The organism is Pseudomonas alkylphenolica (assembly GCF_016009175.1).
Classification (GTDB): domain Bacteria; phylum Pseudomonadota; class Gammaproteobacteria; order Pseudomonadales; family Pseudomonadaceae; genus Aquipseudomonas; species Aquipseudomonas alkylphenolica_B.
In genome coordinates this window covers 130,548-147,967 of record NZ_JADUCM010000005.1, presented here as the reverse complement: position 1 = coordinate 147,967, position 17,420 = coordinate 130,548, and the positions used below count along the sequence as shown (strand labels likewise).

Annotated in this window: 12 protein-coding genes and 2 tRNA genes; 10 read left to right on the top strand and 4 right to left on the bottom strand. The window is 61.6% G+C overall.

What is annotated here, in order from left to right; all coding sequences use genetic code 11:
• Nucleotides 1–6 precede the first annotated feature (6 nt).
• The gene (locus I5S59_RS26705) at nt 7–891 is read left to right on the top strand and encodes a methyl-accepting chemotaxis protein (RefSeq protein WP_420066446.1); all 885 of its coding nucleotides are present in this window, start codon (nt 7–9) and stop codon (nt 889–891) included.
• Between the two features lie 74 nt (nt 892–965).
• On the opposite strand, the gene I5S59_RS07635 is transcribed toward I5S59_RS26705, so the two are convergent.
• The 4 genes from I5S59_RS07635 to I5S59_RS07620 form a co-directional block, all read right to left on the bottom strand.
• A complete protein-coding gene (locus I5S59_RS07635) occupies nt 966–2,528 on the bottom strand; it encodes an ABC transporter permease (RefSeq protein WP_197876093.1) in 1,563 nt (520 codons plus the stop codon).
• Nucleotides 2,528–3,541: an extracellular solute-binding protein gene (locus I5S59_RS07630; RefSeq protein WP_197876092.1), complete on the bottom strand. Its 1,014-nt coding sequence runs from the start codon at nt 3,539–3,541 to the stop codon at nt 2,528–2,530. Before I5S59_RS07630 ends, I5S59_RS07635 begins: the two co-directional genes overlap by 1 nt.
• 179 nt (nt 3,542–3,720) lie before the next feature.
• Nucleotides 3,721–3,807 (bottom strand) — tRNA-Leu (locus tag I5S59_RS07625).
• Between the two features lie 87 nt (nt 3,808–3,894).
• Nucleotides 3,895–3,981, bottom strand: a tRNA-Leu gene (locus I5S59_RS07620).
• A gap of 268 nt (nt 3,982–4,249) precedes the next feature.
• Here I5S59_RS07620 and rnr point away from each other — a divergent pair.
• The 9 genes from rnr to I5S59_RS07575 all read left to right on the top strand — a co-directional run bounded on the left by rnr (nt 4,250) and on the right by I5S59_RS07575 (nt 17,387).
• The gene (gene rnr / locus I5S59_RS07615) at nt 4,250–6,838 is read left to right on the top strand and encodes a ribonuclease R (protein WP_197876091.1); all 2,589 of its coding nucleotides are present in this window, start codon (nt 4,250–4,252) and stop codon (nt 6,836–6,838) included.
• The gene (gene rlmB / locus I5S59_RS07610; protein ID WP_197876090.1) at nt 6,835–7,587 is read left to right on the top strand and encodes a 23S rRNA (guanosine(2251)-2'-O)-methyltransferase RlmB; all 753 of its coding nucleotides are present in this window, start codon (nt 6,835–6,837) and stop codon (nt 7,585–7,587) included. The genes rnr and rlmB overlap by 4 nt, the downstream gene beginning before the upstream one ends.
• Nucleotides 7,588–7,871: 284 nt before the next feature.
• On the top strand, nt 7,872–8,297 hold the full coding sequence (gene rpsF, locus I5S59_RS07605) for a 30S ribosomal protein S6 (RefSeq protein ID WP_010221605.1): 426 nt from the start codon (nt 7,872–7,874) through the stop codon (nt 8,295–8,297).
• Between the two features lie 28 nt (nt 8,298–8,325).
• Nucleotides 8,326–8,556: a 30S ribosomal protein S18 gene (gene rpsR / locus I5S59_RS07600; RefSeq protein ID WP_009403887.1), complete on the top strand. Its 231-nt coding sequence runs from the start codon at nt 8,326–8,328 to the stop codon at nt 8,554–8,556.
• Nucleotides 8,557–8,592: 36 nt separating this feature from the next.
• Complete coding sequence (locus I5S59_RS07595; protein ID WP_197876089.1) at nt 8,593–9,492, top strand: hypothetical protein; 900 nt, start codon at nt 8,593–8,595, stop codon at nt 9,490–9,492.
• Between the two features lie 21 nt (nt 9,493–9,513).
• On the top strand, nt 9,514–9,960 hold the full coding sequence (gene rplI, locus I5S59_RS07590; RefSeq protein ID WP_128321538.1) for a 50S ribosomal protein L9: 447 nt from the start codon (nt 9,514–9,516) through the stop codon (nt 9,958–9,960).
• 110 nt (nt 9,961–10,070) lie between these two features.
• A complete protein-coding gene (gene dnaB, locus I5S59_RS07585; RefSeq protein WP_045182180.1) occupies nt 10,071–11,468 on the top strand; it encodes a replicative DNA helicase in 1,398 nt (465 codons plus the stop codon).
• Between the two features lie 101 nt (nt 11,469–11,569).
• Nucleotides 11,570–13,873 (top strand): YgiQ family radical SAM protein, encoded by a 2,304-nt coding sequence (locus I5S59_RS07580; RefSeq protein WP_197876088.1) that lies wholly within the window; start codon nt 11,570–11,572, stop codon nt 13,871–13,873.
• Between the two features lie 226 nt (nt 13,874–14,099).
• Entirely contained in the window at nt 14,100–17,387 is a 3,288-nt protein-coding gene (locus tag I5S59_RS07575; protein WP_197876087.1) for a DUF2126 domain-containing protein, read from the top strand.
• The last annotated feature ends 33 nt before the right edge of the window (nt 17,388–17,420 follow it).

The window sequence follows — 17,420 nt, the reverse complement described above, 5'->3', positions numbered from 1 at the left end:
GGTGACATGGCGGCGGCGGTCAATCAGTTTGTCGACAAGCTGCAGCCCATTGTCCGCGAGGCCGGTGAGGTGGCCCAGCGTACCGGGGTGGAAATTGGCGTGATGGCCCAGCGCAATGCCGGTGCCGATGCCGCCGCCGAACTGCAGCGTGATGCGGTGGCGGCGAGCCTGCGCGACCTGTCGACGATGGCGGATGAGGCTCAGGCCGAAAGCCAGGCCATGCAGTCGGCACTTCAGCAAGTGGTGGACATTCGTCAGGCGACGGATGAAAACAGCCGCACCTCAACGCAGGTGGCCAAGTTGATCGAAGACCTGGCCGGCCAGGTGCAGACGGGGTCGAAAGTCATCGAGCGCCTGGCTCAGCAGAGCGAGCAGATCGAAGTGGTGCTGACGGTCATTCACGGCATAGCCGAGCAGACCAACCTGCTGGCGCTGAACGCGGCCATTGAAGCGGCGCGCGCAGGCGAAACCGGGCGTGGCTTTGCGGTGGTTGCCGATGAGGTCAGGGCGCTGGCGAGCAAGACACAGCGTTCGACGGGTGATATCCAGGCGCATATCGGCGCGTTGCAGCAGGGCGCAAAAGAAGCCGTGGCTGCGATCAGTCAGGCGGGGCGCCAGGCCAGTGAGGGGCTGCTGGTACTGCGTGACAATGCCCGTCTGCAGCAGTCGGTACAGGCTTCGGTAGAACAGGTGCACGCGGCGATTGGTCTGGCGACGCGCGCGGCCGAACAGCAGGCACAAGGCGCCCAGGCAGTACGCGGACGGGTGCAGACGATTCACGCTCAGGCTGAGCGTGCGGCTGAAGTCGTATTGCAGACCACCGCCAGCAGCAAGGTGCTGGATGATCTGGCCGGCCAGCTCAAGGCCAGTCTGGGGCAGTTCCGGGCTTGATCTTCTACTGTCATCGCCAGCAAGCCGGCTCCTACGCATGTGGGAGCTGGCTTGCCAGCGATTGGGTGCGCCGCTCAGGCGCGGTTCAGGTACATCCGGGTTGTCAGCAGATACACCGGCAAACCGGAAACCAGAATCAGCAGCGCCGCATACGGTGCCGCCGCCGCAAACTCGACGTTGGCGGTGTGTGCCCAGACCTCGGTAGCCAATGTGGTCATGCCGGTAGGGCTGAGCAGCAGAGTGGCGGTCAGCTCCTTCATGGCATCCAGGAATACCAGGGCGAAGGCGGCGGCCAAGGCCGGGAAGATGATCGGCAGGGTAACCCGGCAGAACGCGGTGAACTGGGTTGCGCCCAGTGTCCGTGCCGCCTCTTCCAGTTGCGGAGCGGCCTTGTTCAGGGTGGTGCGTACCGGCGCCTGGGCCAGCGGCAAGAACAGCAGGGCATAGGCCAGCAGCAAAAGGCCGGTGGTCTGGTACATGACCGGCACATAGTGCAGGGCGAAATACACCAGTGTCAGGGCAATGACCAGGCCGGGCAGGGCATGCAGCAAATACGGCAAGCGCTCGGCCCAGATTGCCAGGCGTCCCTTGTAGCGCACCACCAGGAAGCTGACCGGCAGCGCCAGCAGCAAGCTCAACCCGGCGCCGCCCAGCGACAGCGACAGCGATGAGAACAACGCGCGGCTGATATCGGCGACCGGGAAGGCGGCAGAAGAGCCGACGCTCAGCCAGTAACCGAGCATGCCCAGCGGAATGCCGCTACCCAGCAGTGCCAGGGTCAGGCAGTACAGTTGCCCCAGCGGCATCCAGGCGCGCAGGCGAATCGGTGCGCCGCGCCGTGCCACCCCTTGGCCGATCCGCACGTGGCGGGCTTTGCCGCGTACGCGCAACTCGAACCACAGCATCAGCAGGCACATGAACAGCAGCACGGCAGAGAGCATCGCCGCGTTGGCGTTGCTGAACTCCAGTTCGAACTGTTGGTAGATCGCCGTGGTGAAGGTCTGCAGACCGAGGATCGACAGGGCGCCGAACTCCACCAGCATGTGCAGGGCAATCAGCAGGCTGCCGCCCAGGATCGAGGGCCAGAGCAGTGGCAGGGTGATTCTGAAGAATACCCCCCAGCGCGTTTGCCCCAAGGTGCGTGCCGACTCTTCAAGCGAGGTGTCGAGGTTGCGCAGGGTTGCGGCCACTGGCAGAAACACCAGCGGGTACTTGGACAGGGTCATGACCAGGATGGCGCCGCCCAGCCCTTCGAAGCGCGGGCTCAGGGATACCCAGGTAAAACCGCTGACGAATGCAGGCACGGCAAAGGGCAGGCACAAAATCACCCCCCACAGGCGTCGCCCCGGCAGGTCGCTGCGCTCCAGCAGCCAGGCCAGCGATACCCCCAGGGCCATGCAGGCGAGGGTGACGCCGGCCATCAGCATCAGCGTATTGCGCATCAGGCCCCAAACAAAGGGGCGCCACAACAGGTGCAGTGCCTCTCGCCAGCCCGCCTCCCAGGTTTTCAGGGCGACGTACAGCAGTGGCAGCAGGCTCAGGCCGACCAGCAGCAGGACTGGGACCACGACCCAGACAGAGGGGCGTTTGCGCCGTGGTACATATCGGCTGGCCAAAGCGGGGGCGGCTGCACTCATCAGAGCAGGCCGACTTCGCGTTCGAGCTCCAGGGCTTCTTCGGCGTTACCCAGGTCTGCAGGGGTGATTTTCGGTGGGCGCAAGTCTTCGAACGGCTTCAGGCCCTGATCCGAGACCATGCCTTTGTGCAGCGGGTACTCGGCGGTGGTCTGGGTAATCACGCGCTGGCCTTCCTCGCTGGCCATCCAGGCCAGCAGCGCCTGGGCTTCCTTGGGGTGTTTGCTGGCCTTGACGGCGGCGGCACTGGAAATCGTCACCAAGCCACCGGCATCACCATCGGCCAGGTAGTAAAGTTTCGAGTCCAGCTGGCCGCGCTCTTTCTTCAGGGCGTACCAGTAGTAGTTGTTGACCAGCACGGCAGCCACTTCACCGTTTTCCACGGCTTTGAGTGCAACCATGTTGTTGGTGTAGGTTTTGCCGAATGCTTTCAGGCCGGTCAGCCATTCTTCGGCGGCGTCACGGCCGTGAAGCTTGAGGATCGCCACGGCTTGTTCCTGGAACGCGCCGCTGGTCGGGACGAAACCGATCTTGCCTTCCCACTCGGGGTCGGCAAAGTCCATGACCGAAGGAGGCAGGTCCTTTTCGTCGATCACCTTGGGGTTGAACGCTACAACGCGGGTGCGCGCTGTCACGCCCATCCAGGTGCCGTTGGCAGCCACGTACTCCTTGGGCAGCACTTGCAGGGTCGCATCGTCGATCTTGGCCAGCAGGCCCAGTTCGCCCAGGTTGTTGAGCGGCGGCGACTCTTCGGTGTAAATGACGTCGGCTGGCGAGCGCTCGCCCTCTTCAATGATCTGGCTGGCCAGCTGATTGCTGCTACCTTTACGGATATTGATGTGAATGCCGGTCTTGGCCTCGTAGGCTTTGGCGATGGCTTCACCGATTTCCTTGTGCTGGCCGTTGTACAGGGTCAGCGAAACAGGGTCGGCGGCCATGACGGCAGGAGTACCCAGGACCATGGTGAACAGGGAAACGGCCAGGGCGCGCAACAGGGGGTTATTGCGAAACGTCATGCGGGTACTTCCTCGCTTGCGGCTACATATCTGGAAACAATGATAAACGATATAGCTTCTCAAATGGCCTCATGAGGGGAATTTCATGAGCAGGCTATCCGTTAGTCTGATGCGGCAAGGAGGGATGCGGAGGAGGGGGTAGAAACGAAAAAACCCGCTTTCGCGGGTTTGATCTGAATTGGTGCCCAGAAGAAGACTCGAACTTCCACGACCGTAAGGTCACCAGCACCTGAAGCTGGCGTGTCTACCAATTTCACCATCTGGGCAAAATGAAGCGGTGTAGCTTGTAACGAAAACAGTGTAGCGTGTTGCAGTAAATCTCAGAATCGCCTGGCGGTTCTAAGATTTGAAATTGGTGCCCAGAAGAAGACTCGAACTTCCACGACCGTAAGGTCACCAGCACCTGAAGCTGGCGTGTCTACCAATTTCACCATCTGGGCATTTCGCTGAGGTCACATGATGCTTCACATCAAGCGGCATCTCAACTATAAACGACGCTGTCCGTCGTTGTGGTGCGCACTATACGGATGCCTCTGAGAGCTGTAAAGCCCCGTTCAGAAAAAATCTTAAAATTTTCAAGTTGTTGTTCCTTATGATGGTTTTGGCGGTCGCGAGGGGGCTTTGAGAGGGCTGTCCAAGCCTGAAATTTCCGGTTTCAATACGCCTATGCCAAACTAACCCTTATATAGACAAGGTGAACCCCTCCTAATGGCCGATTGGCAGTCCCTCGATCCCGAGGCCGCTCGTGAAGCGGAAAAATACGAAAACCCTATTCCTAGTCGTGAGCTGATCCTGCAGCGTCTGGACGAGCGCGGCTCGCCGGCTGCTCGCGAGCAGCTGGTCGAAGAGTTCGGCCTGACCACAGAAGACCAGATCGAAGCCCTGCGCCGCCGCCTGCGTGCGATGGAGCGTGACGGCCAGTTGATCTATACCCGGCGCGGCACCTATGCCCCGGTAGACAAGCTGGACCTGATCCTCGGCCGTATCGCCGGCCACCGCGACGGCTTCGGCTTCCTGATTCCCGATGACGGCAGCGACGACCTGTTCCTGAGCCCGGCGCAAATGCGCCTGGTATTCGACGGTGACCGCGCCCTGGCGCGGGTGTCGGGCCTTGATCGCCGCGGTCGTCGCGAGGGGGTGATTGTCGAAGTCATCTCCCGTGCCCACGAAAGCATCGTCGGCCGCTACTTCGAAGAAGGCGGCATCGGCTTCGTTACCCCGGACAACCCGAAGGTCCAGCAAGAAGTGCTGGTAACCCCGGGGCGCAATGGTGGTGCCCGGATCGGTCAGTTTGTCGAGGTGAAGATCACTCACTGGCCAACCCCGCGTTTCCAGCCCCAGGGCGATGTTACTGAAGTGATCGGTAACTACATGGCGCCGGGCATGGAAATCGACGTGGCCCTGCGCAGCTACGACATTCCTCACGTCTGGCCCGAGGCCGTGATCAAGGAAGCGCGCAAGCTCAAGCCGGAAGTCGAAGAGAAAGACAAAGAGCACCGCATTGACCTGCGCCATCTGCCGTTCGTCACCATTGACGGCGAAGACGCCCGCGACTTCGACGATGCGGTGTACTGCGAGAGCCTGGGCAAACTGCGCGTGTTCTCCGGCGGCTGGCGTTTGTATGTCGCCATTGCCGACGTATCCAGCTATGTGCGCCTGGGCTCTGCCCTGGATGCCGAAGCGCAGGTACGGGGCAACTCGGTGTATTTCCCTGAGCGCGTCGTGCCGATGCTGCCAGAGGAGCTGTCCAACGGTCTGTGCTCGCTGAACCCGCACGTCGACCGGCTGGCGATGGTCTGCGAGATGACCATCAACAAATCCGGGCAGATGGTCGATTACCAGTTCTATGAAGCAGTGATCCACTCCCATGCGCGCCTGACCTATAACAAGGTCAGCAGCATGCTCGAGCATGCCCGCACGCGTGAAGGCAAGGCCTTGCGCGAGCAGTACAGCGAAGTGCTGCCGGACCTCAAGCAGCTTTACGCGCTGTACAAGGTGCTGTTGGCGGCACGTCATACCCGGGGCGCTATCGATTTCGAAACCCAGGAAACCCGGATCATTTTCGGCTCCGAGCGCAAGATCGCGGAAATTCGCCCGACCGTGCGCAACGATGCGCACAAGCTGATCGAGGAGTGCATGCTGGCGGCTAACGTTGCCACCGCCGAGTTCCTCAAGAAGCATGAAATTCCAGCACTGTACCGTGTCCACGACGGTCCGCCGCCGGAGCGTCTGGAAAAGCTGCGCGCCTTCCTCGGCGAGCTGGGGCTGTCGCTGCACAAGGGCAAGGACGGTCCGTCGCCCAAGGATTACCAGGCGTTGCTGGCGAGTATCGCCGACCGCCCGGATTTCCACCTGATCCAGACCGTGATGCTGCGCTCGCTGAGCCAGGCGGTGTACAGCGCCGACAACAACGGCCACTTCGGTCTGAATTACGAGGCGTATACGCACTTTACCTCGCCGATCCGTCGTTACCCCGACCTGCTGACCCATCGGGCCATCCGTAGCGTGATCCGTTCGCGCCAGGAAACACCGCACGTCAAACGCGCTGGCGCCATGAGCATTCCCAAGGCGCGCATCTACCCGTACGACGAAGCGACCCTGGAGCAGTTGGGCGAGCAGTGTTCGATGAGCGAGCGGCGTGCCGACGAGGCCACCCGCGACGTGGTCAACTGGCTCAAGTGCGAGTACATGAAAGACCGCGTCGGCGAGAGCTTCCCGGGTGTGATCACTGCGGTGACCGGTTTTGGCCTGTTCGTCGAGCTGACCGACATCTATGTCGAAGGCATGGTGCATGTCAGTGCCTTGCCGGGTGATTACTACCACTTCGATCCTGTGCACCACCGCCTGGCGGGCGAGCGCACCGGGCGCAGCTTCCGTCTGGGCGACACTGTCGAAGTGCGGGTGATGCGCGTCGACCTCGAGCAGCGCAAGATCGACTTCGAAATGGCCGAGAACACCCTGAAGGCGCCGATTGGTCGCAAGCAGCGTTCCGAAGGCGTGCGTCCGCAAGACGGCAAGGCCGTTCCGGTGCTCGACAAGGCTGAGGTGACCAAGGCTGAGCCTGCGCGCCGCAGCAAAAAGAACGAAACCGCCGAAGCTTATTTCCCTTCCCATGCCGCGGCGAAAAACGCCGAGGTGCGCAAGAGCCGGGAAATGAAAAAGGCGCTGATGTCCGATGCCAAGCATGCCGGTGGCAAGCCTGCATCGAAGTCGGGCAAGTCGGAAAAACCCAGCAAGCATCGTAAAGGGCCGCCCAAAGCCGGCTCTGCGTCACGTAAACCCAAGGCCAAGTCATGAGTCAGTTGGAAAAGATCTACGGTGTTCACGCCGTAGAAGCCCTGTTGCGGCATCACCCCAAGCGGGTCAAGCAGATCTGGTTGTCCGAGGGGCGTAGCGAGCCGCGCTTGCAAGCGCTGCTTGAACTGGCCGCGCAAAATCGCGTGGCGGTCGGCCAGGCCGAGCGCCGTGAGATGGACGCCTGGGTTGAAGGTGTGCACCAGGGCGTGGTGGCGGAAGTCAGCCCGAGCCAGGTCTGGGGCGAAGCGATGCTCGAAGAGCTGCTTGATCGTACCGAAGGCGCACCGTTGATCCTGGTGCTCGACGGTGTGACCGACCCGCACAACCTAGGCGCCTGCCTGCGCACTGCCGATGCGGCCGGCGCCCTGGCCGTGGTCGTACCCAAGGACAAGTCGGCGACCCTGACCCCGGCGGTGCGCAAGGTAGCCTGTGGTGCTGCCGAGGTGATCCCGCTGGTGGCCGTGACCAACCTTGCGCGTACGCTGGAAAAACTCCAGCAGCGTGGCTTGTGGGTGGTCGGTACTGCCGGTGAGGCCGAGCAGGAACTGTATCAGCAAGACCTGACCGGGCCGACGATCCTGATCATGGGCGCCGAAGGCAAGGGCATGCGCCGCCTGACCCGCGAGCACTGTGATTTTCTGGTCAAGCTGCCGATGGCAGGCAGCGTCAGCAGCCTGAACGTGTCGGTGGCGACAGGCATCTGCCTGTTCGAAGCCGTTCGTCAGCGGCAGCTCAAAGCCAAGGCTTGATGCGTTTTGGGGCCGCTGTGCGGCCCATCGCCGGCGCGGCGGGCGCCCGCGGGCGGGTGGTAGGCCATGCCCTTTGGGAGCCGGCAAAGCCGGCGATGGCTTCAATGCGCCACTGTTCAATAATTCACCAATTCCCTTGCTTGTGCATCGGCGCTTCTCTACAATTGCGCCCCTTGCCGTGTTGGCAGGCGCTCACGCGCCTTTTCCCAGGGCAAGACCTATAAGTGTCATTCACTCCTTGTCTGACCACTCTGGTGGCAGACTACAACCCGTAAGGAGCATTCATGCGTCATTACGAAATCATCTTTCTGGTCCACCCTGACCAGAGCGAGCAAGTCGGCGGCATGGTTGAGCGTTACACCAAGCTGATCGAAGAAGACGGCGGCAAAATCCACCGTCTGGAAGACTGGGGCCGTCGTCAACTGGCCTATGCAATCAACAATGTTCACAAGGCTCACTACGTGATGCTGAACGTTGAGTGCACCGGCAAGGCCCTGGCCGAGCTGGAAGACAACTTCCGCTACAACGATGCCGTGATCCGTAACCTGGTCATCCGTCGCGACGAAGCCGTTACCGGCCAGTCCGAGATGCTCAAGGCTGAAGAAAACCGCAGTGAGCGCCGTGAGCGTCGCGACCGTCCTGAGCATGCTGACAGCGCCGATGGCGACGACAGCAATGACAGCGACAACAGCGATAACGCTGACGAGTAATCCACGGACCTTTTGAGGAGCCTATTACATGGCACGTTTCTTCCGTCGTCGTAAATTCTGCCGCTTCACTGCTGAAGACGTGAAAGAGATCGATTACAAAGATCTCAACACCCTGAAAGCTTACGTATCCGAAACCGGCAAGATCGTTCCAAGCCGTATCACCGGTACCAAAGCTCGTTATCAGCGTCAGCTGGCTACCGCTATCAAGCGCGCCCGCTTCCTGGCCCTGCTGCCCTACACCGACAGCCACGGCCGCTGAGACCGGGTCGTCGACAAGTAGCAAAGGATAAAATGCATGCGCGCCTTGGCTGATTTCATCATGCGTGGTCGTGTGCAAGCCACCCTCGTGGTGGTGGGTTGTGCGGCGTTGCCGCTGTTGTTCTGGTTGAGTGCCGCCGCCGGGAGCCTGGTGTTCCTGCGGCGCGGTTTCAAGGATGCCTCCGGGGTCCTCGCCTGGGCGTTATTGCCGGCGTTGGCCTGGTGGTTCTTCGGCGAGCCGCGCACCTTGATGGTGTTGCTGGGGACGCTGGGTCTGGCTGCGTTATTGCGCGCCGGACAATCCTGGAGCCGGGTGCTGTTGTTCAGCATCGCCATGGGCCTGGTGTATGGCGTCATTCTGGGTTCGGTGTTCCGCGAACCGATCGAAGCTCTGGCTGGAGCGCTTGAAAAAGCCCTGCCGCAGATGCTCGACGGTCTCTACCAACAGTTATCGGTAGAGGAGCGGGCCCGCCTGGGGAGCCTGATCGTACCTGTGCTCAACGGCCTGATAGCGGCATTGTTGCAAGCCGTCAGTGTGCTGGCCCTGATGTTGGGCCGTTACTGGCAGGCAGTGTTGTATAACCCGGGTGGTTTTGGCCGTGAGTTTCAAGCGGTCAGGCTGCCTCTGGTGCCGGCGCTGGTGCTGGTGGTGCTCATGCTGGTGGGGCCGAATTTCGGCCCTGAGCTGGCGATGTTGACGCCCCTGTGCAGCGTTCCACTCATGTTTGCAGGGCTCGCCCTGATGCATGGGCTGGTGGCACAAGGCCGACTGGGCAAGTTCTGGTTGGTCGGGATGTACGTGACACTGCTGCTGTTCATGCAGCTGACTTATCCGTTGCTCGTGGTTTTGGCCATTGTCGACAGCCTGATTGATTTTCGCGGTCGCAAGGCGCCCCCAAAAGGTGCCGACAACGATTCCGCGAACGGTGAAGGTTAAAAGTTAAGAGGTTATTACCAAATGGAACTGATCCTGCTGGAAAAAATCGCCAACCTGGGCAACCTGGGCGATAAGGTAAATGTTAAGGCTGGTTACGGCCGTAACTACCTGCTGCCATTCGGCAAAGCCACCGCTGCTACCGCTGCCAACCTGGCTGCGTTCGAAGAGCGTCGTGCTGAGCTGGAAAAACTGGCTGCAGAGAAAAAAGCTTCGGCTGAAACTCGCGCTGCCCAACTGGCTGAGCTGGAAGTGACCATCACTGCCACCGCCGGTGACGAAGGCAAGCTGTTCGGTTCGATCGGCACCCACGACATCGCTGACGCCCTGACCGCCTCCGGCGTTGAAGTGGCCAAAGCTGAAGTTCGTCTGCCAAACGGCACCATCCGTAACGTCGGCGAATACGACGTTGCCGTGCACCTGCACAGCGACGTTGAAGCCACCGTTCGCGTGGTTGTTGTCGCAGCCTAAGCTGTACCAATCGACTGGCACCTTGGGTGCCAGCCGGTTAACATCGGGCACGATCCTGCTTTGCAGGTCGTGCCCTTTGTCTTTTTCAACACCCTGATTCCTGCGTGGCCATGAACGAGATAACCGCTCCCGAGCAATATGATCTGCAAACCTCTGCCCTGAAGGTGCCGCCGCATTCCATCGAGGCCGAACAGGCCGTGCTCGGTGGTTTGATGCTGGATAACAACGCCTGGGAGCGGGTGCTCGATCAAGTCTCCGATGGCGACTTCTATCGTCATGACCACCGCCTGATCTTCCGCGCCATCCACAAGCTCGCTGACCAGAACGCCCCGTTCGACGTGGTGACCCTGCACGAGCAGCTGGACAAGGAAGGCTTGAGTTCGCAAGTCGGCGGCCTGGGTTACCTGGGTGAGCTGGCCAAGAACACCCCGTCGGTCGCCAACATCAAGGCCTATGCCGCGATCATTCGCGAGCGGGCGACGCTGCGTCAGCTGATCAGCATCAGCAACGAGATTGCCGACAGTGCTTTCAACCCCCAGGGCCGCAACGCCGCCGAGATTCTCGATGAGGCCGAACGGCAGATCTTCCAGATCGCCGAAGCACGGCCAAAAACCGGCGGCCCGGTGGGCGTCAACGACCTGCTGACCAAGGCCATCGACCGCATCGACACCTTGTTCAACACCGACAGCGCGATCACCGGCCTGTCCACCGGCTACACCGACCTCGACGAGAAGACCAGTGGCCTGCAGCCGGCCGACCTGATCATCGTCGCCGGTCGTCCGTCCATGGGTAAGACCACCTTCGCCATGAACCTGGTGGAGAACGCCGTGTTGCGTAGCGACAAGGCGGTATTGGTCTACTCCCTGGAGATGCCAGGTGAATCGTTGATCATGCGTATGTTGTCGTCGCTGGGCCGCATCGACCAGACCAAGGTGCGGTCCGGTCAGCTGGAAGATGACGACTGGCCACGCCTGACCTCGGCGGTCAACCTGCTCAACGACCGCAAGCTGTTCATTGACGATACGGCCGGTATCAGTCCGTCGGAAATGCGCGCGCGAACCCGCCGCCTGGTGCGTGAGCATGGCGAAATCGGCCTGATCATGATCGACTACCTGCAGTTGATGCAGATCCCGGGCTCCAGCGGTGACAACCGTACCAACGAGATTTCCGAGATCTCCCGCTCGCTCAAAGCCCTGGCCAAAGAGTTCAACTGCCCAGTGGTCGCCTTGTCGCAGCTCAACCGCTCCCTCGAACAGCGGCCGAACAAGCGCCCGGTGAACTCCGACTTGCGTGAATCCGGTGCAATCGAGCAGGACGCCGACGTGATCATGTTCGTGTACCGGGACGAGGTGTATCACCCGGAGACCGAGCACAAAGGCATTGCCGAAATCATCATCGGCAAGCAGCGGAACGGCCCGATCGGCTTTATCCGCCTGGCCTTCATCGGCAAGTACACGCGCTTCGAGAACCTTGCGCCGGGTAGTTACAACTTCGACGACGACGAATAACGCCAATTCAACCTATTCCGACCTTTAACGTCGGAATTGGTCAATTTTTGTGCTATATTCCGCGCCCGCGATTTTTCATCGATTAGCCACCGGTCACTGACATGCAAGCAGCCAAACCACTTTTCGACTATCCCAAGTACTGGGCCGAATGCTTCGGACCAGCGCCTTTCCTGCCAATGAGCAGGGAGGAGATGGATCAGCTCGGCTGGGATTCCTGCGACATCATCATCGTGACCGGTGACGCCTACGTCGACCATCCGTCGTTCGGCATGGCGATCATCGGCCGTCTGCTGGAAGCCCAGGGCTTCCGTGTGGGCATCATTGCCCAGCCGAACTGGCAGTCCAAAGACGACTTCATGAAGCTTGGCGAGCCGAACCTGTTCTTCGGCGTCGCGGCCGGCAACATGGACTCGATGATCAACCGCTACACCGCCGACAAGAAGATCCGTTCCGACGACGCCTATACTCCGGGCGGCCTGGCGGGCAAGCGCCCGGATCGTGCCAGCCTGGTCTACAGCCAGCGCTGCAAGGAAGCCTACAAGCATGTGCCGATCGTGCTCGGCGGCATCGAGGCGTCGCTGCGCCGGATTGCGCACTACGACTACTGGCAGGACAAAGTCCGTCATTCGATCCTGATCGACGCCTGCGCCGATATCCTGCTGTACGGCAACGCCGAGCGGGCCATCGTCGAAGTGGCCCAACGCCTGGCGTTTGGTGAGAAGATCGAGAACATCACCGACATCCGTGGTACTGCCTTCGTGCGTCGCGACACGCCGCAAGGCTGGTACGAAGTCGACTCCACGCGTATCGACCGTCCGGGAAAGGTCGACAAGATCATCAACCCGTACGTGAATACCCAGGACACCCAGGCCTGCGCCATCGAGCAGGAGAAGGGGCCGGTGGAAGACCCGAACGAAGCCAAGGTCGTGCAGATCCTGGCCAGCCCGCGCATGACCCGCGACAAGACGGTCATCCGCTTGCCATCGTTCGAGAAAGTCCGTAACGACCCGGTCCTCTACGCCCACGCCAACCGCGTACTGCACCTGGAGACCAACCCGGGCAACGCCCGTGCGCTGGTGCAAAAGCATGCTGACGTGGACGTGTGGTTCAACCCGCCGCCCATCCCGATGACCACCGAAGAAATGGACTACGTGTTCGGCATGCCCTATGCGCGCATCCCGCACCCGGCGTATGGCAAGGAGAAAATCCCGGCCTACGACATGATCCGTTTCTCGGTGAACATCATGCGTGGCTGTTTTGGCGGCTGCACCTTCTGCTCGATCACCGAGCACGAAGGGCGCATCATCCAGAACCGTTCCCACGAGTCGATCATTCGCGAAATCGAAGAAATTCGCGACAAGGTTCCTGGTTTTACCGGCGTCATCTCCGACCTCGGCGGCCCGACCGCGAACATGTACCGGATTGCCTGCAAGAGCCCCGAGATCGAGTCGGCGTGCCGCAAGCCGTCCTGCGTGTTCCCGGGCATTTGCCCGAACCTGAATACCGATCACTCGTCGCTGATCAAGCTGTACCGCAGTGCCCGCGCCTTGCCGGGGGTGAAGAAGATCCTGATCGCCTCGGGTCTGCGCTATGACCTGGCAGTGGAATCGCCGGAGTACGTCAAGGAACTGGTGACGCACCACGTTGGCGGCTACCTGAAGATTGCCCCGGAGCACACCGAAGAAGGCCCGCTGAATCAGATGATGAAGCCGGGTATCGGCAGCTACGACCGCTTCAAGCGCATGTTCGAGAAGTACTCGAAAGAGGCGGGCAAGGAGCAGTACCTGATCCCGTACTTCATCGCCGCGCACCCGGGCACCACCGATGAAGACATGATGAACCTGGCCCTGTGGCTCAAGGGCAACGGCTTTCGCGCCGACCAGGTGCAGGCGTTCTACCCGTCGCCAATGGCCTCGGCAACGGCCATGTACCACTCGGGCAAGAACCCGCTGCGCAAGGTCACCTACAAGAGCGACCCGGTGACCATCGTCAAGAGCGAGCAGCAGCGCCGCCTGCACAAGGCGTTCCTGCGCTACCACGATCCGAAGGGCTGGCCGATGCTGCGTGAGGCCCTTGAACGCATGGGCCGTGCCGACCTGATCGGCCCGGGCAAGCACCAGCTGATCCCGCTGCACCAGCCGGCCACGGACAGCTACCAGAGCGCCCGACGCAAGAACTCCACGCCGGCGGGCAGCCACAAGGTGGCGAAGGAGCAGAAGATCCTCACCCAGCACACCGGTTTGCCGCCGCGGGGCAGCGATGGCTCCAACCCCTGGGACAAGCGCGAGCAGGCCAAGGCCGCAGCATTCGCCCGCAATCAGCAGGCCGCCAAAGACCGCAAGGAAGCGAGCAAAGGCGGCAAGGGCAAGAAGAAGCCCGCCCGCCAGCCGGTTCTGCCGCGCTAAGACAAACGCCAGCCTTCGGGCTGGCGTTTTTGTTCCTGCCTATTTTCAGACGACTCGCTCGGGTTTCCTGGCAAAGCCTCAAATCTGTGCAAGGCTTGCACGGCAGCCTTGTGCCGGTGCGCTTTTGGTGCGCGGGTAGTGGCTGTGCGCAGGGAATCGCGGCTCTGGCCCCATGGCACAAGTCTTGCGCGGTTCTAGTACCGTCCAGGCTCGCAGGAGGCCCGCCGTGTCGATTCATGTCGCCTTGCACCATGTCACTGACTACCGCTACGACCGTGCCGTCGAACTGGGGCCACAGATCGTGCGGTTGCGCCCGGCGCCACACAGCCGCACGCGGATTCTTTCCTATGCATTGAAAGTGCAGCCGGACGGGCATTTCATCAATTGGCAGCAGGACCCTCAAGGCAACTACCTCGCGCGCCTGGTGTTCCCGGACAAAACCGACCACCTGCGTGTGGAAGTAGACCTGGTTGCCGAGATGGCGGTGTTCAACCCGTTTGATTTCTTTCTTGAGCCCTACGCCGAGCAGATTCCGTTCAGCTATGCCAAGGATGAGCGCCATGAGTTGATGCCGTACCTGGAGCAATTGCCCCTGACACCGGCATTCGCGGCTTACCTGCAGGGCATCGAGCGCAGCCCCAGGCCCAGTGTCGATTTCCTCGTCGCGCTGAACCAGCGCCTGAGCCAGGACATCAGCTACCTGATTCGCCTGGAGCCGGGCGTGCAAACACCGGAGCAGACGCTGGAGCTGGCTTCTGGCTCGTGCCGCGACTCGGCCTGGCTGCTGGTGCAGCTGCTGCGCCACCTGGGTTTGGCCGCACGCTTCGTTTCCGGCTACCTGATTCAGTTGACCGCCGACATCAAGGCGCTCGACGGGCCGAGCGGCACCGAGGTGGATTTCACCGACCTGCATGCATGGTGTGAAGTGTACTTGCCGGGTGCCGGCTGGATCGGCCTGGACGCCACTTCCGGGCTGTTTGCCGGTGAAGGCCACATTCCCCTGGCGTGCAGCCCGGATCCTACGTCGGCAGCTCCGATCAGTGGCCTGGTCGAGCCTTGCGACTGCACCTTCGAGCACGAGATGCGTGTCGAGCGGCTATGGGAGGCGCCACGGGTAACCTTGCCTTACAGCGATGAGCAATGGCAGGCGATTGTCGCCTTGGGCCGTCAGGTCGATAGCGACCTCAAGGCCGACGATGTACGCCTGACCATGGGCGGTGAGCCGACGTTCGTGGCAATTGACGATCCTGATGGTGCCGAATGGAACACCACGGCTCTGGGCCCGAACAAACGCCGCCTGGCCGGCGAACTGTTCCAGCGCTTGCGTACGCACTATGCACCCAAGGGGCTGGTGCACTTCGGCCAGGGCAAGTGGTACCCGGGCGAGCAGCTGCCACGTTGGTCGCTGAACTGCTTCTGGCGCCGTGACGGTGAGCCTGTATGGCGCAATCCGGCGCTGGTTGCCGATGAGCAGCACGACTACGGCGCCGACAGCGAACTGGGCGCGCGCTTTCTGGCCAGTGTTGCCGAGCGGTTAAAGTTGCCACCACGCTATGTGTTTCCGGCCTATGAGGATGCCCTGTACTACCTGGGGCGGGAGGGCGGGCTGCCTGCGAACGTGCGTGCCGAGGAGGCGCGGCTGGATGACGAGATGGAGCGTGCGCGTTTACGCCGGATATTCACCCGCGGGCTGGACCAGGTCATTGGCCAGGTGCTGCCCTTGGCCCGCAGCGCCGATGAACAACGCTGGCAAAGCGGGCGCTGGTACCTGCGCGACCAGCACTGCCGTTTGGTGCCGGGCGACTCACCGCTGGGGTATCGCTTGCCGCTGGCGGCGCAGCCGTGGGTCAGTGCGGCGGAGTATCCCTATGTCCATCCCACCGACCCCAACCAGCCTCTGGGCGACCTGCCCGGTCTCGATGCCCTGGCAGCTGCCAGCATCGGCAATACGCTGGACGATCAGGAGGATCGACCTGCACCCGCGGTGGACGTGTCGGCCGACTGGCTGACCCGCACGGCACTGTGCGCCGAGCCCCGAGACGGACGGCTGTACCTGTTCATGCCGCCGCTATCACGGCTGGAAGACTACCTTGAGCTGGTCGCGGTGATCGAAGCAACAGCCGCAGAGCTGCACTGCCCGGTCGTGCTCGAAGGCTATGAACCGCCTGCCGATCCCCGGCTGGTCAATTTCAAGGTGACGCCGGACCCCGGTGTCATCGAGGTCAATGTGCAGCCGTCGAGCAGTTGGGACGAGCTGGTCGAACGTACCGAATTTCTCTACGAACAGGCCCGCCAGACGCGCCTGATCAGCGAAAAATTCATGATCGACGGGCGCCACACCGGTACCGGTGGCGGCAATCACTTTGTGCTCGGTGGGGCGACACCTGCGGACTCGCCGTTCTTGCGCCGCCCGGACCTGTTGCGCAGCCTGATCAGTTACTGGCACAACCACCCATCGTTGTCTTACCTGTTCTCCGGGCTGTTTATCGGGCCGACGTCCCAGGCGCCGCGGGTCGATGAAGCGCGTAACGATTCACTCTACGAGCTGGAAATTGCCTTTGCGCAGATGCCCGCACCAGGTGAGGCCTGCGCACCGTGGCTGGTGGACCGGTTGTTGCGCAACCTGTTGATCGATGTCACCGGCAATACCCATCGCGCAGAATTCTGCATCGATAAACTCTATTCACCTGATGGCCCGGCCGGGCGCCTTGGCCTGCTCGAGCTGCGCGCCTTTGAAATGCCCCCCCATGCGCGCATGAGCCTGGTTCAGCAGTTGTTATTGCGTGCCCTGGTGGTGCGCTTCTGGCGTGAGCCCTATGCCCCAGACCGCCTGGTGCGCTGGGGCACCGAGTTGCATGACCGCTTCATGCTGCCGCATTTCATCGAGCAAGACTTTGCCGACGTGTTGGTCGAGCTCAACGCGGCGGGGTACCCGTTACGTGCCGAATGGTTTGCTGCGCACCTGGAATTCCGTTTTCCCAAGGTCGGCGATTACGCGGTCAACGGTATCGAGCTGGAGCTGCGTCAGGCCCTTGAGCCCTGGCATGTGCTGGGCGAGGAGGGCAGTGCCGGCGGCAATGTCCGTTATGTGGATTCGTCACTTGAAAGGTTGCAGGTCAAGATCAGTGGCATGAGTGCCGAGCGTTACAGGCTGACCTGCAACGGTGTCGCGGTGCCGCTGCAGGCTACCGGACGGGTTGGCGAATTCGTGGCTGCGGTGCGCTATCGCGCCTGGCAGCCGGCCAACTGCCTGCAACCGACGATTCCAGTGCATGCGCCGCTGGTCTTTGATGTGCTCGACACCTGGATGGGGCGTTCGCTTGGCGGTTGCCAGTATCACGTGGCGCATCCCGGGGGGCGCAACTATGAGACCCAGCCGGTGAACGCCAACGAAGCGCAGAGCCGGCGTCAGGCGCGGTTCTTTCGCCTCGGACACAGCCCGGGCACGCTGCCGGTACCTGCGCCGCAGATCAATCCGGACATGCCCTTTACCCTGGATCTGCGCCGCCATTGAACGCTACGCTGAAATTACTTGCAGCCCTTGAGC

Coding starts and splice junctions, on each gene's coding strand:
- dnaB (WP_045182180.1), top strand. CDS start 10,071: ATGAACGAGATAACCGCTCCCGAGCAATATGATCTGCAAACCTCTGCC.
- I5S59_RS26705 (WP_420066446.1), top strand. CDS start 7: ATGGCGGCGGCGGTCAATCAGTTTGTCGACAAGCTGCAGCCCATTGTC.
- rlmB (WP_197876090.1), top strand. CDS start 6,835: ATGAGTCAGTTGGAAAAGATCTACGGTGTTCACGCCGTAGAAGCCCTG.
- rpsF (WP_010221605.1), top strand. CDS start 7,872: ATGCGTCATTACGAAATCATCTTTCTGGTCCACCCTGACCAGAGCGAG.
- I5S59_RS07595 (WP_197876089.1), top strand. CDS start 8,593: ATGCGCGCCTTGGCTGATTTCATCATGCGTGGTCGTGTGCAAGCCACC.
- rpsR (WP_009403887.1), top strand. CDS start 8,326: ATGGCACGTTTCTTCCGTCGTCGTAAATTCTGCCGCTTCACTGCTGAA.
- rplI (WP_128321538.1), top strand. CDS start 9,514: ATGGAACTGATCCTGCTGGAAAAAATCGCCAACCTGGGCAACCTGGGC.
- I5S59_RS07635 (WP_197876093.1), bottom strand. CDS start 2,528: ATGAGTGCAGCCGCCCCCGCTTTGGCCAGCCGATATGTACCACGGCGC.
- I5S59_RS07580 (WP_197876088.1), top strand. CDS start 11,570: ATGCAAGCAGCCAAACCACTTTTCGACTATCCCAAGTACTGGGCCGAA.
- rnr (WP_197876091.1), top strand. CDS start 4,250: ATGGCCGATTGGCAGTCCCTCGATCCCGAGGCCGCTCGTGAAGCGGAA.
- I5S59_RS07630 (WP_197876092.1), bottom strand. CDS start 3,541: ATGACGTTTCGCAATAACCCCCTGTTGCGCGCCCTGGCCGTTTCCCTG.